23 protein-coding genes and 1 pseudogene are annotated in these 23,855 nt (G+C 66.4%); 13 read left to right on the top strand and 11 right to left on the bottom strand.

Going from position 1 to position 23,855, the window contains the following annotated elements:
- The 8 genes and pseudogenes from BG61_RS43165 to BG61_RS01775 all read left to right on the top strand — a co-directional run.
- Positions 1–423: pseudogene (locus tag BG61_RS43165) on the top strand (methyl-accepting chemotaxis protein); the annotation flags it as partial.
- A gap of 157 nt (positions 424–580) precedes the next feature.
- Positions 581–1,510 (top strand): CheR family methyltransferase, encoded by a 930-nt coding sequence (locus BG61_RS01805; protein WP_035941480.1) that lies wholly within the window; start codon positions 581–583, stop codon positions 1,508–1,510.
- Positions 1,507–2,301, top strand: coding sequence for a chemoreceptor glutamine deamidase CheD (gene cheD / locus BG61_RS01800; RefSeq protein WP_035941479.1), 795 nt, complete (start codon positions 1,507–1,509; stop codon positions 2,299–2,301). Before BG61_RS01805 ends, cheD begins: the two co-directional genes overlap by 4 nt.
- Positions 2,298–3,407 carry a protein-glutamate methylesterase/protein-glutamine glutaminase gene (locus BG61_RS01795; protein WP_035941477.1) on the top strand — a complete coding sequence of 370 codons (1,110 nt, stop codon included), beginning with the start codon at positions 2,298–2,300 and terminating at the stop codon, positions 3,405–3,407. Before cheD ends, BG61_RS01795 begins: the two co-directional genes overlap by 4 nt.
- A gap of 69 nt (positions 3,408–3,476) precedes the next feature.
- Positions 3,477–3,872: a chemotaxis response regulator CheY gene (cheY, locus tag BG61_RS01790; protein WP_035941555.1), complete on the top strand. Its 396-nt coding sequence runs from the start codon at positions 3,477–3,479 to the stop codon at positions 3,870–3,872.
- 11 nt (positions 3,873–3,883) lie between these two features.
- The gene (gene cheZ, locus BG61_RS01785) at positions 3,884–4,582 is read left to right on the top strand and encodes a protein phosphatase CheZ (protein ID WP_051672212.1); all 699 of its coding nucleotides are present in this window, start codon (positions 3,884–3,886) and stop codon (positions 4,580–4,582) included.
- Positions 4,583–4,856: 274 nt separating this feature from the next.
- Complete coding sequence (locus tag BG61_RS01780; protein WP_370818112.1) at positions 4,857–5,390, top strand: DUF2844 domain-containing protein; 534 nt, start codon at positions 4,857–4,859, stop codon at positions 5,388–5,390.
- A gap of 17 nt (positions 5,391–5,407) precedes the next feature.
- The gene (locus BG61_RS01775; RefSeq protein WP_081867958.1) at positions 5,408–6,712 is read left to right on the top strand and encodes a DUF3443 domain-containing protein; all 1,305 of its coding nucleotides are present in this window, start codon (positions 5,408–5,410) and stop codon (positions 6,710–6,712) included.
- Positions 6,713–6,780: 68 nt separating this feature from the next.
- Here the strand turns inward: BG61_RS01775 and BG61_RS01770 are convergent, their stop codons facing one another.
- The 4 genes from BG61_RS01770 to argS form a co-directional block, all read right to left on the bottom strand.
- Complete coding sequence (locus BG61_RS01770; protein WP_035941551.1) at positions 6,781–7,548, bottom strand: SDR family oxidoreductase; 768 nt, start codon at positions 7,546–7,548, stop codon at positions 6,781–6,783.
- Between the two features lie 41 nt (positions 7,549–7,589).
- Positions 7,590–8,237 (bottom strand): thiol:disulfide interchange protein DsbA/DsbL, encoded by a 648-nt coding sequence (locus BG61_RS01765; RefSeq protein ID WP_035941472.1) that lies wholly within the window; start codon positions 8,235–8,237, stop codon positions 7,590–7,592.
- Between the two features lie 156 nt (positions 8,238–8,393).
- Complete coding sequence (locus BG61_RS01760) at positions 8,394–9,161, bottom strand: SPOR domain-containing protein (protein WP_035941549.1); 768 nt, start codon at positions 9,159–9,161, stop codon at positions 8,394–8,396.
- A gap of 146 nt (positions 9,162–9,307) precedes the next feature.
- Positions 9,308–11,092 carry an arginine--tRNA ligase gene (gene argS, locus BG61_RS01755; protein ID WP_035941547.1) on the bottom strand — a complete coding sequence of 595 codons (1,785 nt, stop codon included), beginning with the start codon at positions 11,090–11,092 and terminating at the stop codon, positions 9,308–9,310.
- Between the two features lie 328 nt (positions 11,093–11,420).
- On the opposite strand from argS, the gene BG61_RS01750 reads away from it, so the two are divergent.
- Positions 11,421–11,747, top strand: a complete 327-nt coding sequence (locus BG61_RS01750) for a DUF1840 domain-containing protein (RefSeq protein ID WP_035941470.1) — start codon at positions 11,421–11,423, stop codon at positions 11,745–11,747.
- 157 nt (positions 11,748–11,904) lie between these two features.
- Here the strand turns inward: BG61_RS01750 and BG61_RS01745 are convergent, their stop codons facing one another.
- The 7 genes from BG61_RS01745 to BG61_RS01715 all read right to left on the bottom strand — a co-directional run bounded on the left by BG61_RS01745 (position 11,905) and on the right by BG61_RS01715 (position 19,797).
- Positions 11,905–12,108 (bottom strand): hypothetical protein, encoded by a 204-nt coding sequence (locus tag BG61_RS01745; RefSeq protein WP_035941468.1) that lies wholly within the window; start codon positions 12,106–12,108, stop codon positions 11,905–11,907.
- Between the two features lie 135 nt (positions 12,109–12,243).
- Complete coding sequence (gene metH, locus BG61_RS01740; RefSeq protein WP_075584110.1) at positions 12,244–14,961, bottom strand: methionine synthase; 2,718 nt, start codon at positions 14,959–14,961, stop codon at positions 12,244–12,246.
- A 25-nt stretch (positions 14,962–14,986) separates the two neighbouring features.
- On the bottom strand, positions 14,987–16,066 hold the full coding sequence (locus BG61_RS01735) for a homocysteine S-methyltransferase family protein (protein WP_035941466.1): 1,080 nt from the start codon (positions 16,064–16,066) through the stop codon (positions 14,987–14,989).
- Between the two features lie 203 nt (positions 16,067–16,269).
- Positions 16,270–16,527 (bottom strand): BTH_I0359 family protein, encoded by a 258-nt coding sequence (locus BG61_RS01730; protein WP_035941465.1) that lies wholly within the window; start codon positions 16,525–16,527, stop codon positions 16,270–16,272.
- 116 nt (positions 16,528–16,643) lie between these two features.
- Positions 16,644–17,432: an alpha/beta fold hydrolase gene (locus tag BG61_RS01725; RefSeq protein WP_035941464.1), complete on the bottom strand. Its 789-nt coding sequence runs from the start codon at positions 17,430–17,432 to the stop codon at positions 16,644–16,646.
- 55 nt (positions 17,433–17,487) lie between these two features.
- A complete protein-coding gene (locus tag BG61_RS01720) occupies positions 17,488–18,750 on the bottom strand; it encodes a DUF3108 domain-containing protein (protein ID WP_035941463.1) in 1,263 nt (420 codons plus the stop codon).
- A gap of 162 nt (positions 18,751–18,912) precedes the next feature.
- Positions 18,913–19,797, bottom strand: a complete 885-nt coding sequence (locus BG61_RS01715; protein WP_370818111.1) for an IclR family transcriptional regulator — start codon at positions 19,795–19,797, stop codon at positions 18,913–18,915.
- 94 nt (positions 19,798–19,891) lie between these two features.
- Between BG61_RS01715 and BG61_RS01710 the strand changes: the two genes are divergently transcribed.
- The 4 genes from BG61_RS01710 (at position 19,892) to BG61_RS01695 (ending at position 23,835) form a co-directional block, all read left to right on the top strand.
- Complete coding sequence (locus BG61_RS01710; protein WP_035941462.1) at positions 19,892–20,878, top strand: fumarylacetoacetate hydrolase family protein; 987 nt, start codon at positions 19,892–19,894, stop codon at positions 20,876–20,878.
- A gap of 132 nt (positions 20,879–21,010) precedes the next feature.
- Positions 21,011–22,162 carry an ABC transporter substrate-binding protein gene (locus tag BG61_RS01705; protein ID WP_370818115.1) on the top strand — a complete coding sequence of 384 codons (1,152 nt, stop codon included), beginning with the start codon at positions 21,011–21,013 and terminating at the stop codon, positions 22,160–22,162.
- 39 nt (positions 22,163–22,201) lie between these two features.
- Complete coding sequence (locus tag BG61_RS01700; RefSeq protein ID WP_035941542.1) at positions 22,202–23,029, top strand: enoyl-CoA hydratase/isomerase family protein; 828 nt, start codon at positions 22,202–22,204, stop codon at positions 23,027–23,029.
- A gap of 71 nt (positions 23,030–23,100) precedes the next feature.
- Complete coding sequence (locus BG61_RS01695; protein ID WP_035941459.1) at positions 23,101–23,835, top strand: PhaM family polyhydroxyalkanoate granule multifunctional regulatory protein; 735 nt, start codon at positions 23,101–23,103, stop codon at positions 23,833–23,835.
- Positions 23,836–23,855 lie beyond the last annotated feature (20 nt).

Raw genomic sequence — 23,855 nt, 5'->3', positions numbered from 1 at the left:
ACGCAGCAGAACGCGGCGCTCGTCGAGCAGGCGGCGGCCGCCGCAGCGTCGCTCGAAGACCAGACGCGTCAACTGAAGGACGTGGTCAGCCAGTGGCAGATCGAGGGCGCAGCGCCCGCGCGCGGCGCGGCGAAGCCGAGCGCGGCCGTGGCGGCGGCGCGCCTGAACGGCGCCGCACCGCGCATCGAGCCGGCGCCGCTCAAAGCAGCCAGGCGGGACGATGCTGCGAAAGTTGCATCCGAGCCTAACGTCGCTGCGATTCGCGCCGTTAATCATGTAACAGGGCGGGTGACAGGGCAGGTGACAGGGGCGGCGAGCGCGAAGCCGCGCACGACGGCGGCATCCGCCGCCGCGGCGCCGGCCGCGGCAACCCGCACGGCGCGAGCCGCCATCGCCGCCGACGGCGACTGGGAAACCTTCTAAGGCAGTGTGACACGACCATGCAGGCTTTCGGCATCTCGTCCAGCAGCGGGCGATTCATCGAAGCGCGCGAACGCAACACGCATCGGGCCGCATGGCCGTTGAAAACCAGCATCGCGGCGGCAGTGCGCGATCGAGGACGAGGCAGCAACGAGGCATCATGATGGCAACGCGCCAGGCACGCATCGACACGAATGAGCGTCCGAGGACCTCGGATGTCGAACGCGATTTCGAATTCACAGCGGCGGACTTCGCCCGCATCCGCGAGCTGATTCACCGGCGCGCGGGCATCTCGCTGTCCGATCACAAGCGCGACATGGCGTACAGCCGCCTTGCGCGGCGCCTTCGCGCGTGCGGCATCGATACGTTCAGGCAGTATCTCGACCGGCTCGAAGCGCAGCAGGAGAGCGACGAATGGGAAGCCTTCGTCAACGCGCTGACCACCAACCTCACGGCGTTCTTTCGCGAGTCGCATCACTTTCCGATCCTCGCGGACTTCGTGAAAGGGCGTCAGCAGCCGGTGTCGGTGTGGTGCTCGGCGGCATCGACCGGAGAAGAGCCGTACTCGATCGCGATGACGCTGATCGAAGCGCTCGGCGATCACGCCGCACGCCAGTGCAGCGTGCTGTCCACGGATATCGACAGCCAGGTGCTCGCCAAGGCCGACGCGGGCGTGTATTCACTCGATCAGGTCAAGCACCTGAGCACGGAGCGCCTGAAGCGCTTCTTCCTGAAGGGCACGGGCGCGCACGCCGGGCTCGTGAAGGTGCGCCCGGAAGTGCGCGCGCTCGTGAAGTTCGAGCGCCTGAATCTCACCGAGGCGAACTACAACCTGAGGAGCCCGTTCGACGCGATCTTCTGCCGCAACGTGATGATCTATTTCGACAAGCCGACGCAGGCGCAAGTGCTCACGCGTTTCGAGCCGCTGATGAAGCCGGGCGCGCTGCTCTTTGCCGGGCACTCGGAGAACTTTACCTACGTGACGCAGGCGTTCAGGCTGCGCGGCCAGACCGTATACGAACTCGCGGGCGACGCGAAAGGTGCGGCCGCGCCGAGAAACGCGCGCGCGCTCGCCGGGGAAGTCGCATGAGCGGGCTGCCGATCGCGTCGAATCTCTACTTCGACACGCATTTCCAGAAACCCGGCGTGAAGCTCCTGCCGAACGAGTTCTACATGACGAGCGAGGACATGGTGCTCGTCACCGTGCTCGGCTCGTGCGTCGCGGCGTGCATCAACGACCGCACCGCGGGCATCGGCGGCATGAATCACTTCATGCTGCCCGACGACGGCTCGGACGCGTCGTACGCATCGTCGGATTCGATGCGCTATGGCGCCTACGCGATGGAAGTGCTCATCAACGAACTCATCAAGCGCGGCGGACGGCGCGAGCGCTTCGAGGCGAAGGTGTTCGGCGGCGGCGCGGTGCTCGCGGGCATGACGACTATCAACATCGGCGACCGGAACTCGGAGTTCGTGCGGCGCTATCTCGCGCTGGAAAAGATCCGCATCGTCGCGGAAGACCTGCAGGGCATGTATCCGCGCAAGGTCGCGTTCATGCCGCGCACCGGTCAGGTGATGGTCAAGAAGCTGAAGACGCAGCAGGACCCGAGCGTCGTCGAGCGCGAGCAGGCGCTCGCCACCCGCACGCCGGAAGAGCGGGCGGAACGGCTCGCGCGGGCGCGGGCGCGCGTGGAGTTGTTCAATCAGGCGGGCGTGGCCGCCGCGAAGGCGCGCATCGAACTGTCTGGCGCGCCGGCGCAGCGCGCGGAACCCGCCGGTACCGCAAAGGCGGCCGCGAAGCCGCGCATCGAATTGTTCGGGGCGGGCGCGAGCGTCATCGCGCGCAGCGAGCGCAGCACGAAGACGGCGGAGGAAGCATGACCACGACCCAGCATGCAGGGCACAAGATCAAGGTGCTGTGCGTCGACGATTCGGCGCTCGTGCGCAGCCTGATGACGGAGATCATCAATTCGCAACCCGACATGCACGTGTGCGCGACCGCGCCCGATCCGCTCGTCGCGCGCGAACTGATCAAGCAGCACAACCCGGACGTCCTGACGCTCGATGTCGAAATGCCGCGCATGGACGGCCTCGACTTTCTGGAAAAGCTGATGCGCCTGCGGCCGATGCCGGTCGTGATGGTGTCGTCGTTGACGGAGCGCGGCTCGGAAATCACGCTGCGCGCGCTCGAACTGGGCGCGGTGGATTTCGTGACGAAACCGCGCGTCGGCATCCGTGACGGCATGCTCGACTACGCGGAGAAGCTCGCCGACAAGGTGCGCGCGGCGTCGCGCGCGCGCGTGCGGCAGACGCCGCATGCCGCCCACGCGGCGGGCGGCGCGGCGGGCGTGCTGGCGAAGCCCGCGCCGCTCTTCAACAACCCGCTCGTGAGCACGGAGAAGCTGATCATCGTCGGCGCCTCGACGGGCGGCACCGAAGCGATCCGCGAACTGCTCGTGCCGTTGCCGCCCGACGCGCCCGCGGTCATGATCGCGCAGCACATGCCGCCCGGCTTCACGAAGTCGTTCGCGCAGCGCCTGAACGGCTTGTGCCGCATCGCGGTGAAGGAGGCCGAGCACGGCGAGCGCGTATTGCCGGGCCATGCGTATATCGCGCCGGGCCACGCTCACCTCGTGCTCGCGCGAAGCGGGGCGAACTATGTTGCGCACCTGTCGGATGCGCCGCCGGTGAACCGGCACCGGCCGTCGGTGGACGTGCTGTTTCGCTCGGCGGCGCAGCATGCGGGCAAGAACGCGCTCGGCGTGATCCTGACCGGCATGGGCCGCGACGGCGCCGCGGGCCTGCTCGACATGCAGCAGGCGGGCGCCTGGACGTTCGCGCAGGACGAGGCGAGCTGCGTGGTGTTCGGCATGCCGCGCGAGGCGATAGCAGCAGGCGGCGTGAGCGAGATCGCGCCGCTCGCGGAAATGAGCCGGCGCGTGATGGCGCGGCTCGCGTCGATGGGCGAACGCGTGCAGCGCGTCTGAGCGGCGGCGCAGGAATTCGAATGGAACGCGGCGAGAAGCCGTATTGAGAACACACTGGAGTGAGTGATGATGGACAAGAACATGAAGATCCTCGTCGTGGACGACTTCCCGACGATGCGCCGTATCGTGCGCAACCTGCTGAAGGAACTGGGCTATTCGAACGTCGATGAAGCCGAGGACGGCGCCGCCGGACTCGCCCGCCTGCGCGGCGGCGGCTTCGAATTCGTGATCTCCGACTGGAACATGCCGAACCTCGACGGCCTCGCGATGCTCCAGCAGATCCGCGCCGACGCGACGCTCGCGCATCTTCCGGTGTTGATGGTGACGGCGGAATCGAAGAAGGAAAACATCATCGCGGCGGCGCAGGCCGGCGCGAGCGGCTACGTGGTGAAGCCGTTCACGGCCGCCACGCTCGACGAGAAGCTCACCAAGATTCTCGAGAAGATGGCCAAAGCCGGGAGCTGATCGTGAACGATCTGACCAATCAAAGCGAACTCGCGGCCGCCACCGTCGAAAGCGACGGCGACACGTCGAGTGACCGCATCCTCGCGCGCATCGGCCAGCTGACGCGCACGCTGCGCGACTCGATGCGCGAACTCGGCCTTGACAAGCAGGTCGAGGCCGCCGCGCAAATGGTGCCCGACGCCCGCGACCGGCTGAAGTACGTCGCAACGATGACCGAGCAGGCCGCCGAGCGCGCGCTCACCGCGATCGAACTCGCCAAGCCGATGCAGGAAGCGATGCAGCGCGACGCGCAATCGCTCGACGCGCGCTGGGGGCAGTGGTACGAGGCGCCGCTCGGCCGCGCCGAGGCGGGCGCGCTGATCGCCGATACGCGCGGCTTTCTCCAGCAGGTGCCGGAAACCACGCAGGCGACCAACACGCAGTTGCTCGAGATCATGCTTGCGCAGGATTTCCAGGATCTGACGGGGCAGGTCATCAAGAAGATTACGGACGTCGTGTATCTGATCGAGCAGCAACTGCTCGGCGTGCTGCTCGAAAACATCGCGCCGGAGCGGCGCGAGCAGTTCGCGGCGTCGGCGGCGGCGCTGGTCTCGGCGAGCGGCAGTCCCGATACGCTGTTGAACGGCCCGCAGATCAATCCTGAAGGCCGCACCGATGTGGTCCAGGACCAGTCGCAGGTCGACGATCTGCTCGCGAGCCTCGGCTTCTAGCCCGCGCCTTCGTCTTGTCTCTGTCGCTTCGACGCATCGCGCGGGGCCGCACGGCAGTGCGGCTCCTCGTTTTTCCGGCTCGGCTTCTCCTCGCACGGCCCGCCTGACAAACCGCTCGGGCGGCGTGCGCTTCCAGACTCGGGACGGCCGGGCGGGGCTGGCATACTGCAATCTGTTACATCCTTCTGTCGCGATGATGGGGCATCATGGACGTTCGAGGGGTCATCCACTCCCCGGCCCCAGCCCATGGCCGGCGAAACACAGAGGAGACGAAGTGAAGCAAGCGATTCATTCCCGCAAGCGCCGCCTGGCCGCAGTGCTCGCCAGGCTGGCCGGTCTCGGCGCCGTGCTTGCCGCGGCGCCGGCGCACGCCGTGCTCGGCGGCGCTCCGATGGCGACGCCGCCCGGCGCCACGTCGAACCAGGCGGTCGCACGGGCGGCCGTGCAGGCGTCGGCACCGGCGTCCGGCACGTCGATGCCGGCTACGCCCGCGTCCTACACGGTGCGCAGCACGACGCTCGGCAATGGCACGGTGGTGAACGAATACGTATCGGCGGACGGCGTCGTGTTCGGCATCGCGTGGCAGGGGCGCCAGATGCCTGACATGCCGAGCCTGCTCGGCAGCTATTTCCCGCAGTACCTGCAGGGCCTGAACGCGCAGCGTGCGGCGCGCGGCAGCCGCGGGCCCGTGAGCGTGCAGGATTCCGGGCTCGTCGTGCATTCGGGCGGCCACATGGGTTCGTTCGTCGGCACGGCCTACCTGCCTGAAGCACTCCCCGCCGGCGTCAGCGGCAGCGACATCCAATAACGGACGGAGACCCGCACATGCGTCCGACGCCCTTCAGCATCGACCCATCCTCCCGCCGTTCCATGCGCTTCGTGCGCTGGCTGACCACGTTGTTCGTCGTGCTCGCGCTCGGGGCGTGCGGCGGTGGCGGCGGCGACAGTTCGAGCAGCAGTTCCGGCAGCGGATCGGGCGGTTCGGGTGGCTCCGGCGGCGGCTCGGGCGGCGGCTCGGCGAGCAACGCGAACAGCCAGCCGATCCCGGCGAACGGCTCGAACGCCGTGCCCATCACCGTCAACGCCGGGGCGGCGAAATTCGTGAATATCCCGAATGTCTCGGTCACGGTCTGCGCGCCCGGCACGACGACCTGCCAGACCATCGACAACATCCAGCTCGACACCGGCTCGTACGGCCTGCGGCTCGTAAGCGGCGCGGCGCAGCAGGTGCTCGGCAGCCTGCCGGTGAGCAGGGCGCAGGCGGGCGGCCAGCTCGCCGAATGCACGCAGTTCGCCGACGGCTTCACCTGGGGCACGGTGCGCCAGGCCGACGTGAAGATCGGCACCGAGGTAGCGAGCAACATTCCGATCCAGATCATCGGCGATCTCGCGACATCGACCGTGCCCGCCACCGGCTGCGTGAACGGCAGCAATGAGCGCACGACGGCCGACATCGGCGCGAACGGCATCCTCGGCGTGGGCACCGCGACCTTCGATTGCGGCACGTCCTGCCTCAACGCGGCGGACAGCATGTACTACTCGTGCCCGAACGGCGCGAACTGTACGCTGACGAGCGCGCCGCTCGCGCAGCAGGTCGTGAATCCGGTCACGCGCTTCGCCGTGAACAACAACGGCGTGATCGTGACGATGCCGCCGATTCCCGACAACGGCGCGGCGTCGGCGACCGGCACGCTCGTGTTCGGCATCGGCACGCAGAGCAACAACGCGCGCACCGGCGTGACCACCTTCGCAACCGACGGCTTCGGCAACCTGTTCGGCACCTACAAGAACACGTCGCCGACGACGTTCTTCGATTCCGGCTCGAACGGCAATTTCTTCGTCGACAGCACGATTGCCTTCTGCTCGTCGTCGAGGTTCTACTGCCCGGCTTCGGAACTCGCGCTGTCCACGGGAATCCGCGGACTCGACGGCACGACGGGCACCGTGAACTTCAGCGTGGTGAGCGCGCTCGCGCTCACGTCGGGCGGCGGGAAGTTCGCATTCGACAGCCTGGGCGGAAGTTTCGGCGACTCGCGCTTCTTCGACTTCGGCCTGCCGTTCTTCTACGGCAGGCACGTCTATTTCGGCTTCGACCTGCCGGGAACAAGCACGCCGTACGTGGCGTTCTGAAGGAAGCGGTCAGGACGAGACCCGGCCGATGCCGCCAGCATCGGCCGGGTTTTTCATTTCACGCGATGCTAGTGCGACGCGTCGCCTTTGCGCGGCTTGCGCGGCGCCTTTTCGAAGAGCATGTCGTAGAGCCAGCGCGGGGTCGCGTGCAGCAGCGCGCCCGCCACGCGCATCTGCCAGGGAAAGGTGGCGTAGCGCGCCTTGCGCTCGATCGCGTCGGCGGTCTTGCGCGCGAACGTGCTGGCGTCCATCAGGAACGGCATCCGGTACGGATTGTGCGCCGTCATTTCCGAGCGCACGTAGCCCGGCGCGATCGTCACCACCGATACGCCCAGCGGGCGCATCTCCACGCGCAGCGCTTCGAGATACCGCGCCGCCGCCGCCTTCGACGCGCTGTACGCGCCCGATCCCGGCAGCCCGCGCACGCCCGCCACGCTCGCGATGCCGACGAGCGTGCCGCGCCGCGCGGCGGTCATCGCCGGGACGAACGGCTCGAACGTCGCGACCATGCCGTAATAGTTGATGTTCATCACGTCGCGGAACGTGTCGAGATCGCCGTGGCCGGTCAGCGCGCCGCGGGAGATGCCCGCGTTCGCGATCACGACGTCCACCGGGCCATGCCCGGCGACGAAGCGCGCGGCGGCGTCGGCGAGCGTGGTGGCATCGCGCACGTCGGCGGGATAGATCGAAATGGGGGCGTGGGGAAAGCGTGCGGCGAACGCCGCGAGAGCGTCGGCGCGCCGGGCGACGAGGCCGACAGCGGCCCCGCGCCGGACATATTCCTCGGCGAGCGCGAGGCCGATGCCGCTGGACGCGCCGGTAATGAAAACCTTCAGCCGGGCGGCGTTCGCGCCGGCGTCCGTGGCGGCATTCGGGTTCACATCTTCTTTGCGCGAACCTGCTCGACCAGGAAGTCGAGCACCTGGATCGTGCCCGGCAGGCTGTTCGTCGCGGCCGGGCCGGTCTCGTACTTGCCCTGCACGGCGAGGGTCGGCACGCCGTCGATCTTGTAGTCCTGCAGGAGCTTCGCGTCGCGCTGCACCGCGCTTTGCGTCGAGAACGAGTTGTACGCGTCCATGAACTTCTTCTTGTCGACGCCCTGCGTCGCCAGGAAGTCGGCTTGCGCCTGCGGCGTCAGCAGGTAGTTCTTCTTCACGTGGATCTCGTTGAAGACGGCGGGCGTAAGCTTTTCCGCAAGACCGAGCGCGTCGAGCGCGTGGTAGAGCTTAGAGTGCGGGATGAAGTCGTCGCGGAAGGCGACCGGCACGCGCTTGAACACCACGTCCGGCCCCTGCTTCTTCGCCCATGCTTCGAGATACGGCTCGAATTCGTTGCAGTGCGGGCAGCCGTACCAGAAGAACTCGATGACTTCGACCTTGCCGGCGGCGGCATCGACGGGCTGGGCCGCCTGCAGCACCGTGTAGTCCTTTCCGGCGACCGGCGCGGCATGCGCCGCGTTCATGGCGCCCATCGCGCCGAATGCGATACCGAAGGAGATAGCGAGCGCACTAAGCAGTTTTTTCATGATGACGGAGAAGGTGCGTGAATTGGCGAAAATGGGATGGCGGAAGAACGTGGAAGGAACGTAAGTGGGACACAGGACCCTTAAGTCACACTTAAACGGCGCGTCGGACCCGCGCCGCGCCGCAATTTTCAGGGGCGCGGGTCCGCGATGCGCTGCTTATTGCTTCGAGAAACGGATCACGGCGGTATCGACGCCCGCGTCGGACAGGCGCTGGCGCACGTTGTTCATGTCCTCGAACTTCGTGAACGGGCCGATCCGCACGCGATAGTACGTGACGCCGCCCGCGTCGCGCTGCGTGACCTTCGATTCGAAGCCCTGGAAGCCGAGCCGCGCGCGCTGCTGCTCGGCGTCGGCCTGCGTCTTGTAGGCGCCGACCTGCAGGAAGTAGCCGGTATTCGCGTCGCCGGGCGCGGGCGGCGTGGCCTTCGCGGTGGCGGGCGCGGACGGGGTCTTCGGTGCCGCGGCGGTATCCGTGCCGTTTGCGCCAGGCGCGCTCGCCGGCGGCTTTTTCGCGATGGCCGGGCTCGCGCCCTGCGACGGCGAAGCTGCCTTCGGCGCATTGGCCGACGGCGGCACCTCGACGATCTGCGGCTCGTCGAGCATGCCCGACGACTGCGTCTGGTTGGTGGTCTGGCCCGGCGCGGTATTCGGCGGCGCGGGCTGGGCGGCCTGCGGCGGCACGGCTTGTCCCGGCGTCTTGCCCTGCAGCGGACGGTTAGGGTCGTAGGGCTGGCCCGTGGCCGGCGCGGCGCCGGACTCGGACGCGGGCGGCGCGACCTTCGCCACGAACGGCGTGGGCGCGCGCGTGATGTACAGCGCCACGATCACTGCGATTGCAAGGCCGACAATCAAGCCCAGCACGATACCGAGAAAGGTGCCTCCGGTCTGTTTCGACTGCTTCGACGTGCCGCGTGGTTTTGCCATCGTATGAATCACCTGCAAAAAGTCTTCTGAATGGCCGACGATTATAACGGCGGTCCGAAGCGGGGCAGAGCAAGGCCGTGCCGCCCGCGCGCGCCGAAAGCGGCTGATTGCGCGGCAGGCGGAGAGGCCGATGCACCGAGTGACAGTTACATCTTGACGGGAGCGGACACGCCGATCGTGGCCAGGCCGTTCGCGAGCACCTGACGCGTCGCCGCGAGCAGCGCAATGCGCGCGTTGCGCGGCGCTTCCTCGTCGACGAGAACGCGCTCCGCATTGTAGAACGAGTGGAATTCGCCCGCGAGGTCGCGCAGATAGAATGCGACCGCGTGCGGGGCCAGTTCGTCGGCGGCGTGAGCGAGCATGTCCGGATATTCGGCGAGCTTGTTGAGGAGCGCCATCGCGCGTTCGCTTTCGAGCGGCGCAAGACCGGCGTGCCCCGCCTGCGACAAGTCGCCGCCGTAGCGCGACTGCCAGTCGGCGAGGATCGTGCTGATGCGCGCATGCGCGTACTGCACGTAATACACCGGATTTTCGTCGTTCTGCTTGAGCGCGAGATCGATGTCGAACACGAACTCCGTATCCGCCTTGCGCGAGATCAGGAAGAAGCGCACGGCGTCGCGGCCGCGGCGGATCGTGTCTTCGTCGAGTTCGTCCGGTGCGGTTTCGCTGCCCGGCGCCATGCCGCCCGACCACTCGATCAGGTCGCGCACCGTCACGTAATTGCCCGCGCGCTTGGAAATCTTCACTTCCTGGCCGTCGCGCATCACCGTGACCATCTTGTGCAGCACGTAGTCGGGATAGCCTTTCGGAATGCCGACACCGAGGCCCTGCAGCCCGGCGCGCACCCGCGCGATCGTGCCGTGGTGGTCGGAGCCCTGCACGTTGATGACCTTCGTGAAGCCGCGCTCCCATTTGGCGACGTGATACGCGACGTCCGGCACGAAATAGGTGTACGAGCCGTCGGACTTGCGCATGACGCGGTCCTTGTCGTCGCCGTCGTCGGTGGTGCGCAGCCACAGCGCGCCGTCCTGCTCGTAGGTCTTGCCCGCGGCGACGAGCGCGTTCACGGTCGCTTCCACGCGGCCTTCCTTGTACAGCGACGACTCCAGATAGAACTGGTCGAATTTGACGCCGAACGCGGTCAGGTCCATGTCCTGCTCGTGGCGCAGATAGGCCACGGCGAACACGCGGATCGCTTCCAGATCCTCCACGTCGGCGCGGCCCTTGACCGGCTCGCCGTCCTTCGCCGCGACAGTCGCGCCAGCCAGGTAATCGCGGGCGATATCGGCGATGTACTCGCCGTTGTAGGCGGCCTCCGGCCAGCCATCGTCGCCCGGCTTCAGGCCACGGGCGCGCGCCTGCGTCGAGATCGCGAGATTGTTGATCTGCACGCCGGCGTCGTTGTAGTAGAACTCGCGGTGGACCGCGTAGCCCTGCGTCGCGAGCAGGTTGGAGAGGGCGTCGCCGAGCGTGGCCTGGCGGCCGTGGCCGACGTGCAGCGGCCCGGTCGGGTTGGCGGACACGAACTCGACCAGCACGCGCTTGCCGGCTTCACGCGACGAGCGGCCGTACGACACGCCTTCCGCGAGCACGGCCGGGACCACGGCTTGCTTGGCCGCTGCCGAGAGACGCAGGTTGATGAACCCGGGCCCGGCGACTTCGGCGCTCTCGACGAGGCCCTTCGCGAGCGGACTGGCGAGCACCGCATCGACGACCTGCTGCGCGAGCTGGCGCGGATTCGCGCGCAGCGGCTTGGCGAGCTGCATCGCGACATTCGACGCGACGTCGCCGTGCGCGGCGACCTTCGGGCGTTCGAGCACGATCGCCGGTTCGACGAAGGCGGCTTCGGTGGCGCCTTGAGTGGCGGCGGCGACCTGCCTGACGGCGTCGCCGAGCAGCGTTTCCAGGGTTTGTTTGTGTGCGGGCAGCATGCTGATTGTGATCCAGTGGAACGCGTCCGGTGTGGTGTGGCTCGACGTGGGCGCCGCGCGTCCCGGGCGTGCGCGCGAGCGTGAAATCGGGTTGTTGCCTGCGAGCGGCAATGCGCTTCAGGCACTCGCCAGATGCTTTTCAGGCGCGGCCCGGCGATTGTGATGCATCGAACACGTCGGCAAGTATGCGAATTGTCTTAGATACTAAAAGGGGATTTTAGCAGGTGCTAATATGTCGAATCAGGGTCGTAGTCAGGGAGACCGGCTCACCGCGGCGCTGCTGCGCGGCGTGTTTCGCTAACAACCCACTATAAGGAAGGACCTTGCCATGCTGATCACCTTCAAAACCAGCGCAGCACCGGACGTCATGATGCTGGAAAATCTGGCGGAATATCTGCTGGGCATCATCGGCAAGCATCTTGGCGAGCGCGGCGTCATCACTCACGACGAATTGCCCGCAGCGATCAAGAAGCTGGAACAGGCGGTCGTCGTCGACAAGAAAGAGCGTGAAGAACACGACGGCCATTTCCACGAAGGCGAAGAAGGCCACGAGCCGCACGAGATTCCGATCGGCCTCGCGCAGCGCGCCTATCCGTTCCTCGACATGCTGCGTCTCGCGCAAAAGGCGAATACCGATATTCTCTGGGGCGTATGACGCCCCGGGTGCGGCCGGCGTCGCTCAGGCGGCTGGCCCGCGGGGTTACCCGGTTCGGGGTTGCCCAGTTAAGCGGACGTTAAAAAAACCCGCATCGGCGACGATGCGGGTTTTTTTGCGGCGAAAGCGGGCAGGGACGCAACTGGCCGTGCGCGATTCACTGACTCTGGCCGTTGGTCGGCGCGACAGGCGCGCTCGCGCCCTTCTTCGCGGTCTTCTTCTTGGGCTTCTTCTTGTGCTCGGTCATCGGCGGCGAATACGACGACACGCTGCTGGCAGTCTGCTGCGCGAGGGCGACTGAGCCGCCGGAGGTGAACAGAATTGCGGCGGCAACGGCTACGGCGGGCGTCAGCTTCTTCATTCGGCATTCTCCGTGACAAGGCAAAGGGTGCGTGACCGTCGCCATGACGGACATGCGCAGCGCCAGTCTACGGAAATCAAAAATTCCTGACCGCGCCGTGCGGTGTTTTTCCCTATCACACGGCGCGTATGTTGGTCAGCGCAGCGGCGCGAGCGCCCGCTCGGCATCCGCCCGCGAAAGCGCCATGCGCTGCGCGAAGCTTTCCACCTGATCGTCGCCGATCTTGCCCACCGAAAAATACGTGCTGTCCGGATGCGCGAGATAGAAGCCCGAGACGCTCGCAGCCGGGAGCATCGCGAGCGATTCGGTCACGCTCATGCCGATCTCGCCCGCTTGCAGGATGTCGAACATGTCCTTTTTCACGAGGTGATCCGGACACGCCGGATAGCCCGGCGCCGGACGGATGCCGCGATACTTCTCCGCGATGAGCGCCGCGTTGTCGAGCGTCTCGCCTGCCGCGTAACCCCACAGCTCGCGGCGCACGCGCGCGTGCAGCGCCTCGGCGAACGCTTCGGCGAAGCGGTCAGCGAGCGCCTTCAGCATGATCGCGCTGTAGTCGTCGTGATCGGCTTCGAACTGCTGCTCTTTCTTGTCGACGCCGATTCCCGCCGTCACCGCGAAGAGGCCGATGTAGTCCGCAACGCCCGAGTCCTTCGGCGCGATGAAGTCCGCGAGCGACCGGTTCGGCCGCATCACGCCGTCTACGACGGGCCGCACGCTCTGCTGGCGCAGGTTGCGCCACGTCATCGCAACTGCGCTGCGGGATTCGTCGGTGTAGATCTCGATGTCGTCGTCGTTGACCGTGTTCGCGGGCAGCAGCATCAGGACGCCGTTCGCCGTCAGCCAGCGGCCCTGGATGATGCGCGAGAGCATAGACTTGCCGTCCGACAACACGCGCCGCGCCGATTCGCCGACGACCTCGTCGTTCAGGATCGCAGGATAGGGGCCGGCCAGATCCCAGGTCTGGAAGAAGGGCGCCCAGTCGATGTAGTTCGCCAGCTCCGCCAGATCGTAGTTCCTGAAGACGCGCCGGCCGATGAACGTCGGCTTCTTCGGCGTGTAGTTCGCCCAGTCGATCTTCGCCCTGTTCGCGCGCGCCTCGGCGTAGGTCACCATCGGCTGCGCCTTCTTGTTCGCGTGCTGCGTGCGGATGCGGTCGTAGTCCGACTTCAGTTCGTCCAGGTATTTCGCGGCGCCTTCGTCGGAGAGCAGACTCGACGCCACCGACACCGAGCGCGACGCATCCGGCACGTACACCACCGGCCCTTCGTAGTTGGGCGCGATCTTGACCGCCGTGTGCACGCGCGAGGTCGTCGCGCCGCCGATCAGAAGCGGCGTCTGCTTGCCGCGGAAATAGTCGTCGCGCTGCATTTCCGACGCGACGTAGGCCATTTCCTCGAGACTCGGCGTGATGAGCCCCGAGAGCCCGATGATGTCCGCGCCTTCCTCCTTCGCCTTCTGGAGGATGGTCGCGCACGGCACCATCACGCCCATGTTGACCACTTCGAAGTTGTTGCACTGGAGCACGACCGACACGATGTTCTTGCCGATGTCGTGCACGTCGCCCTTCACCGTGGCGATCACGATCTTGCCTTTGGGCCGCACGTCGGCGCCGGCGTCCGCCATGCGCTTCTTTTCTTCCTCGATGAAAGGGATCAGGTGCGCGACGGCCTGCTTCATTACGCGCGCCGACTTGACCACTTGCGGCAGGAACATCTTGCCCGCGCCGAACAGGTCGCCGACGACGTTCATGCCGTCCATCAGCGGCCCCTCGATCACGTTGATCGGGCGACCACCCGCCTTCTCGATCTTCGCGCGCACCTCCTCGGTGTCTTCGACGATGAAGTTCGTGATGCCGTGCACGAGCGCATGCGAGAGCCGCGCCTCGACCGGCTGGTTGCGCCATTCGAGGTTCTCTTCCTTCTTCGCGGCGCCGGTCTTGAACTTGTCGGCGATTTCGAGCAGCCGGTCCGTGCCGTCGTCGCGGCGGTTCAGCACCACGTCTTCGACGCGTTCGCGCAATTCGGGATCGAGGTCCTGATAGACGCCGAGTTGTCCGGCATTGACGATGCCCATGTCCATGCCGGCCTGAATCGCGTGATACAGGAACACCGTGTGGATCGCCTCGCGCACGGGATCGTTGCCGCGAAACGAGAACGACACGTTCGACACGCCGCCGCTCACCTTCGCGTAGGGCAGGTTCTGCTTGATCCAGCGCGTCGCGTTGATGAAATCGACGGCGTAGTTGTTGTGCTCCTCGATGCCCGTCGCGATCGCGAAGATGTTCGGATCGAAGATGATGTCTTCGGGCGGGAAGCCGACTTCGTTCACGAGGAAGTTGTAGGAGCGCTTGCAGATTTCGGTCTTGCGCTGGAAGGTGTCGGCCTGGCCCTGCTCGTCGAAGGCCATCACCACGGCGGCTGCGCCGTAGCGGCGGATCAGCGTTGCGTGATGGCGGAACGGCTCCTCGCCTTCCTTCAGCGAGATCGAATTCACAATCGCCTTGCCCTGCACGCACTTCAGGCCTGCCTCGATTACCTCGAACTTCGACGAGTCGATCATGATCGGCACGCGCGCGATATCCGGTTCGGACGCGATCAGATTCAGGAAGCGGACCATGGCCGCCTTCGAATCGAGCATCGCCTCGTCCATGTTGATATCGATCACCTGTGCGCCGTTTTCGACCTGCTGGCGCGCGACCGCGAGCGCTTCGTCGAACTGGCCGTTCAGGATCATGCGCGCGAACGCCTTCGACCCGGTCACGTTGGTGCGTTCGCCGACGTTGATGAAGAGGGAGCCGTCGGTGACGTTGAACGGCTCGAGGCCGGAGAGGCGCATCGTGTGATCGGTCATGGTGTGCTGTGGGTGGTTGTCGTGATCAGGCGGCATCGCGATAGTGTGACGGCCATTTGCGCGGCTTCACGTCGGCGAGGGCTTTGGCGATTTCCGCGATGTGCTCCGGCGTCGTCCCGCAGCACCCGCCCGCGAGATTCACGAGTCCCGCTTCGGCAAACTCCTTCAGCAAGCCCGAGGTTACGTCGGGCGTTTCGTCGAAGCCCGTGTCGCTCATCGGATTCGGCAGGCCCGCGTTCGGATAGCACGAGACGTACGTGTCGCAGAGCTTCGCCAGTTCGGCGATGTACGGGCGCATCAGCGCCGCGCCGAGCGCGCAGTTGAGCCCGAACGTCAGCGGCCGCGCATGGCGCAGCGAATTCCAGAACGCCTCGACCGTCTGTCCCGACAGAATCCGCCCCGACGCATCCGTCACCGTGCCCGAGATCATGATCGGCACGAGTTCGCCGGTGTCCTCGAACAGCTGGTCGAGCGCGAAGAGCGCAGCCTTTGCATTCAGCGTGTCGAAGATCGTCTCGACGAGAAACAGGTCGCAGCCGGCGTCGAGCAGCGCCTTCGCCTGCTCGTAGTATGCGTCGCGCAGTTCGTCGAAGGTCACGTTGCGCGCGCCAGGATCGTTCACGTCGGGCGAGATGCTCGCCGTTTTCGGCGTCGGCCCGATCGCGCCCGCGACAAAGCGCGGCTTTTCCGGTGTCGAATATTTGTCGCAGGCTTCGCGCGCGAGCTTCGCCGACGCCGCGTTCATCTCGGCGGCGAGATCCTCCATGCCGTAGTCGGCCTGCGCGACGCGCGTGGCGCCGAACGTGTTCGTTTCCACGATGTCCGCGCCCGCGGCGAGATACTGGTCGTGAATCTCGCGGATCACCTGCGGCTGCGTGATCGACAGCAGTTCGTTGTTGCCCTTGATGTCCCGCCCGTAATCCTTGAACCGCTCGCCGCGATAGGCGGCTTCGTCGAGCTTGTAGCGCTGGATCATCGTGCCCATCGCGCCATCGAGAATCAGGATGCGTTGTTGCAGCAGTGCGGGCAGCGTGGCGCCGCGCGTGTGCTCGCGACGGGGCGTGCGCGCCGCCGAGGGGGCGGTGGGAATGGCGGTCTGGGTCATGGCAGGCAAGGCTCGTACCGGTATCGGAATAGGCTGACATTGTAGACGCAGCGGCGCCGTGCCGCCGTGGGCGCGGGCACGTTCACGGCACGTATGCGCCCACGCCGGCCGTAAACGAAAAACCCCGCCGGTGCGGCGGGGTATCCTGGGGTGTCGCCTGGTACGGTGTCGACGCAGGGCTCTTCGCGGCTGTCAGTGAAGGGTCAGTGAAGGATCACCGGCTGGTTCATCAAGATGTCGAACTGGCCGAGGAACTCGTCGACGTCTTCTAGCGACTGTTCTTCCTCGATCAGTTTTTGAACATGCTCACGAAAGCTGGCCGCCAGTGCGCCGTCGATGAAAATTTCCCGCTGCATGTTCTTGTCTACGATCTCGTAGCCACCCGCCTTCATGGCGATGTGGTTGTCCTGCGGCGGAAATTCGACAACACAATAATTAGGGCTGTTGTAGATCATTTGCATGGCGACACTCCTTATTCCTGATTGCTCCTGGCATTCCTTCACCATATCTGGAGCGTTTGGGGTGGAATTCAAGGGGTGGCCTCGACGTGTTGCCAAAAGCCCATCGAGGCTTTCTTTTAGACAGAACTCCGCAAAAATGTTTCAAGAATCGCAGTAAATCGCTGAGAATCTTCGATCGGTGACAAATGTGCCGCGTCGAGTATTTCAAATCGCGCGCCGGGCACCGTGTCGGCGATCACCTTTGACGCAGCATTCGGCGTGCCCGAGTCATGTTTTCCCGCCACGACGAGCGTGGGCCTGGCGACGGACGCAAGCCTGCCGCGCACGTCGAAGTCGCGGACCGCTTCGGCCGCTCGCGCGAAGCCCTCCGCCGGCGTGCGCGCGATCGTTTCCGCGATCTGCTCGACGACCTCCGGATGGGCACGGCGAAACCCCGTCGTGAGCCATCGTTCGAGCGTCACTTCCACAATACTCGCAGTCCCGCTTTGGCGCACGGATGACGCGCGCTGCCCGAATGTGGGGCGCGCTTCCTCCGGCGTGAAGGCCGGGGCGCCGACCACTGTCAACGTATCGACGCGCGCCTGATGATCCGCCGCGAACTGCTGCGCGACCATCCCGCCGATCGACAGCCCGACCACGTGCGTGCTCGGCGCGCCCAGGCGGTCGAGGAGTTCGGCGAGGTCGTCGGCGAGTGTCGCGATGCTGAACGCGTCGGGCGAAACCGCCGTCTGGCCGTGCCCGCGCAGGTCGTAGCGCAGCACGGTGTAGTCGTTGCGGAAGTAGCCGGCCAGTTGGTCCCACACAGACAGGTCGCCCGCCAGTTGGTGAATGAACGTCAGCCAGGGGCCGCCGCCTTCGTTGCTAAGCACGTAACGCGTGTCGATGCCGTTGATCGTCACCTGCATGTTGGCTCCGGAAAGAATGCGGTTGGTCGGGGCGCGAGCGCCGCCCGTGCCAGGGTCAGGGCTTGTCGGGCTGCGCGGGCGCGGTTTCCCGGGACGCATCCGGCGTGCCCGGTGCAGCCGGTGCCGTGACGCCACCCGGAGCGGCGTCGTTCGACGCGCCCGGGCCGTTCAGGCCAGCCGGCGCATCGGGCGTCGGGATTCTGCCGCGCCAGAGCAGTTCGATCTGCATGCCGCTCGGCTCCGTCTGCACGATGCGCACGGGCAGCCAGCCGAGCGATTGCGCGAGCCAGATGTCGAGGCGCCGCCGGTCGCCCTCGCGGCGCGGCAGGCGCACGAAATGCCGCGCGGTCACGGGGCCGCCGCGCACCTGAACGGTTTCGTCGCCGACTGTCTGAATCGGCCACATTTCGCTGCTGTCGTTGTCCGCCACGCTGAACTGGCGCGTGACACCCGGTTTGTACGTGTCTGGCGCGCCGCGCACGAGGCTCGCAAGCTGCATCACGACGCTGAAGCGGTCCTGAGCGCCGTCCGCGAGCGGCTGGTTCGCCGGCGTGCGCGTGTAGACGAGCTGCTTCGTTTCGCGGTTGAAGATGGTCACGTCGGCGGCGCGGCGGCCGCGCTGCTCGGAATACTGCTCGGGCGCGATGCCGAAGCGGTCGATGTGGCCCTTGCTCGAATAGACGTACGGACCGACGAACGGCAGCGGGATCGACACGATCATCTCGTAGTGCTGGCCGTCGTTGGTCCAGTGAATCGTGCCGGTCTGGTTCATCATGCCGTTCACGAGCGTGTCGTAGCGCAATTCGCCGCTTGGCGGGACGTCGAATTTGTCGCCCGGCGCCGCCTGCGCCGCGGCGGCGGCCGAAGCTGCCGCGGCCTGAGCTGCAGCAGCCTGGGCCGCCGCGGCGGCCTCGGACGCGGCCTGGGCGGCGGCTGCCTCGCTTGCCGCGATCGCTGCCGCCTGCGCGTCCGCTTCGTGTCGCTCGACGCTCAAAACAGGCGCGGGCTTCGGCGCCGGCTTCGGTGCGGGTTTCGGCGCAGGCGCAGGGGGCGGCACGGGTTGAGGCGCAGGCTGTGGCGCCTGTTCGACCGGCTTCGGCGTCAGCAGCTCGACTTGCACCGGAATATCTCCGGCGGGCGGCGGATTCGACACGCTCTTGCCGCGCTCGATCCAGCGTGCCGCGCTCCAGTGCAGCGCGGCGACGGCTGCGAGCACGAGCACCCAGCGGCCCCAGCGGCGCGGGGGCGCGGAAAAGGGTGCATGGCGGGGCGGCTCCTCGGAAGCGGGGCGCGGGCGGCGAAACGGGGAAAACGGCATCGACTTGCTCGGGGACGCTCGTGGCGTGGGGGTGAAACGCGTATGACATGCGGCGTCGGAGCGATGTTCCGCGCGGGCTTCTGGCTCACCGAACGATCGGGATTGCATCGGTGCAGGCGCGAATCACATCGACGCAACGCGTGCGCGCCACATGATGCACGCTCAGCGCTCGCCGGGCTTGTACCCCAACTGATAGGACAGGTTCCCGGCGCATTCGCGCAGTTCGGTGTCGATTTCGCCGCCCCAGCGCGTATCGAACGCGCCTTCATGACCGAGCGCGATGAGCCCGAGCGCCAGTTCGCCGTTCGAATCGAACACGGGCGTGCAGAACGCGTGAATCGTCGGCAGCAGCATGCCTTCGACGCGCGCCGCGCCGTGTTCCCGCACCTCGGCGAGCAGCGGCTCGATGTCCGCCATCGACTGCCGCGTGGCGGCGAGTTCGCGTTGAAGCATCGCGTCTGTCTTGCTGCGGGGCAGATACGCGGCGAAAAGCAGCCCCGTCGCCGAGGAGAGGAGCGGCATCACGTCGCCCAGCTTGAGCGACGCCTTCGCCGGATAGCTCGACTCCATCCAGTGCACGACAGTCGGTCCCTGATTGCCCCACACCGCGATGCCGACGGTCTGATCGAGCCGGTCGCGCAGTTCGGTGAGCGCGATGCGCGCGAGCTTCACGCCATCGACGCGTGCAAGCCGCGCAAGCCCCATCTGCAGCGCGAAGCCGCCGAGTTCGTAGCGTCCCGACACCGGGTCCTGCGACGCGAGCCCGAGCCGCTGGAAACTCACGAGATAGCGGTGCGCCTTCGCCGGGCTCATGCCGGCGCGCTGCGCGAGGTCGCGCAGCATCATGGCGCGCGGCTCGTTGGTCAGCACGTCGAGCAGGCGAAATCCCACTTCGATCGACTGGATTCCCGAGCGCGACTTTTCCTCCGTGCCTTCAACGGCATCGGCCGCGTCATCGGTGTCCTGCGCTTCGTCGGCGTCGTCGGCCGGAGGGGAAAATTTGGCGGGCATCGCGTTTTGGGCCATCTTGGGGCCGTCCTGAACCATCGTTTGTGGCGGGCGGCGTATCCGCCCATGATTCATCATCGTAAAATAGATTTACTTTATCGTCACCCGACGTCAACCCACTACACCAGGCTTTATGAAACTTGCCACGCTGAAGGACGGCACGCGCGACGGACAACTGATCGCCGTTTCGCGCGACCTGCGCACCGGCGCGATCGCCGATGCGATCGTGCCGACACTGCAATGCGCGCTCGACGACTGGGCCTTCTACGCGCCGCAATTGCTCGATCTCTATGACGCGCTGAATCAGGGCCGCGCCCGCAACGCGTTCGCGTTCGACCCGAAATCGTGCATGGCGCCGCTGCCGCGCGCCTTCCAGTGGGCAGACGGCTCCGCGTATGTGAATCACGTCGAGCTCGTGCGGCGTGCGCGCGGCGCCGAGATGCCGCCCGAGTTCTGGACCGACCCGCTGATGTATCAGGGCGGCAGCGACGACTTTCTCGGCCCGGCCGACGACATCGTCTGTGCATCCGAGGCGTTCGGCATCGACTTCGAGGCGGAGATCGCCACGATCACGAGCGACGTGCCGATGGCGGCGACCCCCGACGCCGCGCTCAGGCAGGTGCGCCTGCTGATGCTCGTGAACGACGTGTCGCTGCGCAACCTGATTCCGGCCGAGCTGGCGAAGGGCTTCGGCTTCTTCCAGAGCAAGCCCGCGACGGCGTTCTCGCCGGTGGCCGTCACGCCCGACGAACTCGGCGGCGCGTGGCGCGAAGGGCGCGTGCATCGCCCGATGATCGTGCACTGGAACGGCAGCAAGGTCGGCCAGCCGGATTGCGGCACGGACATGGTGTTCCACTTCGGCCAGCTGATCGCGCATGCGGCGAAAACGCGCAACCTGCGCGCCGGGTCGATCGTCGGCTCGGGCACGATCTCGAACAAGGACGCGAAGCGCGGCTATTGCTGCATCGCCGAGAAGCGGTGCCTCGAAACCATCGAGCACGGCGCGCCGCAGACCGAATTCATGAAGTTCGGCGACAGCGTGAAGATCGAGATGTTCGATGAAGCCGGCAAGTCGATCTTCGGGGCGATCGATCAGGCGGTCGTCCCGCTGCACGGCTGAGCGTGCCGCGCGGCGCAACGGGTTTCGCCCGATGCGCCCGAAGCGCCCGCCGCCTTACACTTGCCGCAGCGCAAAACGCGCACAAGACAAGAACAAAACGAAAAGGAGCTTGCGATGGGTCAGTGGGGATCGATGGTGAGGCGCCTCGTGGCGGGCGTGTCGATGACGATATCGGCGGCGGCTTTCGCACAGGCGCCGCACGTGAAGATCGGCCTGGTGCTCTCGCTCACGGGGCCCGCCGCCTCGCTCGGCATTCCCGCACGCGACACCGTCGCGCTGCTGCCGAAGGAAATGGGGGGAAGGCCGGTCGACTACATCGTGCTCGACGACGCCTCCGACACGACCCAGGCCGTGCAGACCACGAAGAAGCTGATCTCGGAAGATCACGCTGACGCCGTCATCGGTTCCTCGATCACGCCGAACTCGCTCGCGATGATCGACGTGGTCGCCGAGGGCACGACGCCGATGATCTCGCTCGCGTCGTCGTCGAAGATCATCGAGCCCGTCGACGCCAAGCGCCACTGGGTATTCAAGACCCCGCAAACCGACGCGATGATGGCATCGGCCATCGCCGAGCACGCGAGCAATCACGGCGTGAAGACGATGGCCTACATCGGCCAGGCCGACGCGCTCGGCGAGACGTTCTACGTCGAGGTCGCGAAGTTCGCGCAGCTGCACAAGATCACGATGGTCGCGAACGAGCGCTTCAACCGCACCGATCCGAGCGTGACCGGCCAGATTCTCAAGATCCTGGCGGCGAAGCCGGATGCGGTCGTCGTCGGCGCGGCCGGGACGCCCGCTGCATTGCCGCCGAAGACGCTCGTCATGCGCGGCTACAAGGGCAAGATCTATCACAACCACGGCACCGGCAACCGCGACTTCCTGCGCGTGTGCGGCGCCGACTGCAACGGCACGTTCCTGCCGGCGAGCCCGGTGCTCGTCGCCGCGCAGCTGCCCGACGACCATCCCGCGAAACGCCTCGCGCTCGCCTACATCAAGCTGTACGAGGCGAAACAGGGGCCGGGGTCGGTGTCGGCGTTCGGCTCGTATGCGTGGGACGCGGGCATGCTGCTCAATCGCGCGGTGCCGGTCGCGCTGAAGGCGGGCGAGCCCGGCACGCCGGAATTCCGCCGCGCGCTGCGCGACGCGCTGGAAGGCACTCAGGGTTTCGCCGATACCAACGGCCTCGTCAACATGACGCCGACCGATCACATCGGCCTCGATCAGCGTGCGCGCGTGATGGTGGAAATCCGCGACGGAAAGTGGGTGTACCAGCCGCGCTGAAGGCCCTTTCCACGAGCGATGAGCGAGGAGGCAACCGACATGAGCGATTTATCTTTCTACGCGAACTACACGGCGCTGGAATTGCGGCGGCATCCGCACGGCGTGCTCGAAATCGTGATGAGCGGCGTGGGCACGAACAAGAGCGGACTCTCGACCGCCGATGCGTCGCTGCATCGCCAGCTGGCGGAAATCTGGCGCGACATCGACCGTGATCCGGATACGCGGGTCGCGCTGATCCGCGGCGAGGGCAAGGGCTTTTCGGCGGGCGGCGACCTCGGCCTCGTCGAGGAGATGGCGGCGGATTTCGACGTGCGCACGCGCGTCTGGCGCGAGGCGCGCGATCTCGTCTATAACGTGATCAACTGCAGCAAGCCGATCGTGTCCGCAATGCACGGGCCGGCGGTCGGCGCGGGGCTCGTGGCGGGGCTGCTCGCCGATATCTCGATTGCGTCGAAGTCGGCGCGCATCATCGACGGTCACACGCGGCTCGGCGTGGCCGCGGGCGATCATGCGGCGATCATCTGGCCGCTCCTGTGCGGCATGGCGAAGGCGAAGTACTACCTGCTGCTGTGCGAGCCGGTGAGCGGCGAGGAGGCGGAGCGCATCGGCCTCGTATCGCTTGCCGTCGAAGAGAACGAACTGATGCCGAAGGCGATCGAAGTGGCGAACCGGCTCGCGCAGGGTTCGCAGACCGCGATCCGCTGGACCAAGTACGCGCTGAACAACTGGCTGCGCTCGGCGGGCCCGGCGTTTGACGCATCGCTTGCGCTGGAGTTCATGGGCTTCGCCGGGCCCGACGTGCAGGAAGGCATACGTTCGCTGCGCGAGCGGCGCCCGCCGGATTTTCCGGGCGGATCGCCCTTCTGAAGCGGGCACGATCAAACATCCGCGGGACGCGCCTTGATCATCGGCGTCCCGCTTATCTGGAGCAGGAGAGCATGACCGATATCCCCGGCGGCACGCCGCCATTTGGAAGTTTCCCCGGCTTTCCCGGCTTTTCTCAACAGGACATGATGGAAAAAATGTGGGATCTGATGCGCCTCAATCCGTTTGCCGCCGCGGCGATTCCGGGCGGCGCGCAGGGCATGGGACCGTCGCTGTCGATGATGTCGGACATGCTTGCGCCGCTCGCGAGCATCGAGGAAATCGACAAGCGCGTGACCGACATGCGCGCCGTCGAGCAATGGCTCAAGCTCAACCTGAACATGCTGCAATCGGCAATCCAGGCGCTCGAGGTGCAGCGCGCGACGCTTGCCACGCTGCGCGCGTTCGGCGCGTATGCGCAGACATCGGTGGAGAAGGCGCAGGCGCCCGCCGAGAAGCCGAAGGCACCGCCCGGATGGCCGATGAACAAGCCGGAGCAGAAGGAAGCGCCGAAGGCGGCCGAGGAACCCGCGCGGGCTGCGGACAGGCCCGAGGAGCCGAAGACCTCGGGTGAGGCAAGCGGCAACGAGGTGACGTTCGATCCTTCGGGCTGGTGGAACGTGCTTCAGACGCAGTTCAACCAGCTTGCGAGCCTCGCCATGACGCAACCTGCCGGAATGGTCGCGCCCACGCCCGCTCAGGGGGCGGCCGGCGGTGCGAAGGAGGAAAAGGCGGGTGAACCCAAGCGCGCGGCGGTCGCGAAGAAGGCCCCTGCGAGAAAGCCGGCGGCGAAGAAAAAGCCCGAGTGAGCGGGCCTGGCGGTGGGTCT

The sequence above is a fragment of the Caballeronia glathei genome (assembly GCF_000698595.1).
GTDB classification, from domain to species: Bacteria; Pseudomonadota; Gammaproteobacteria; order Burkholderiales; family Burkholderiaceae; genus Caballeronia; species Caballeronia glathei.
The sequence above is the reverse complement of the archived record's forward strand: the minus strand, read 5'-3'. Positions and strand labels throughout refer to the sequence as shown.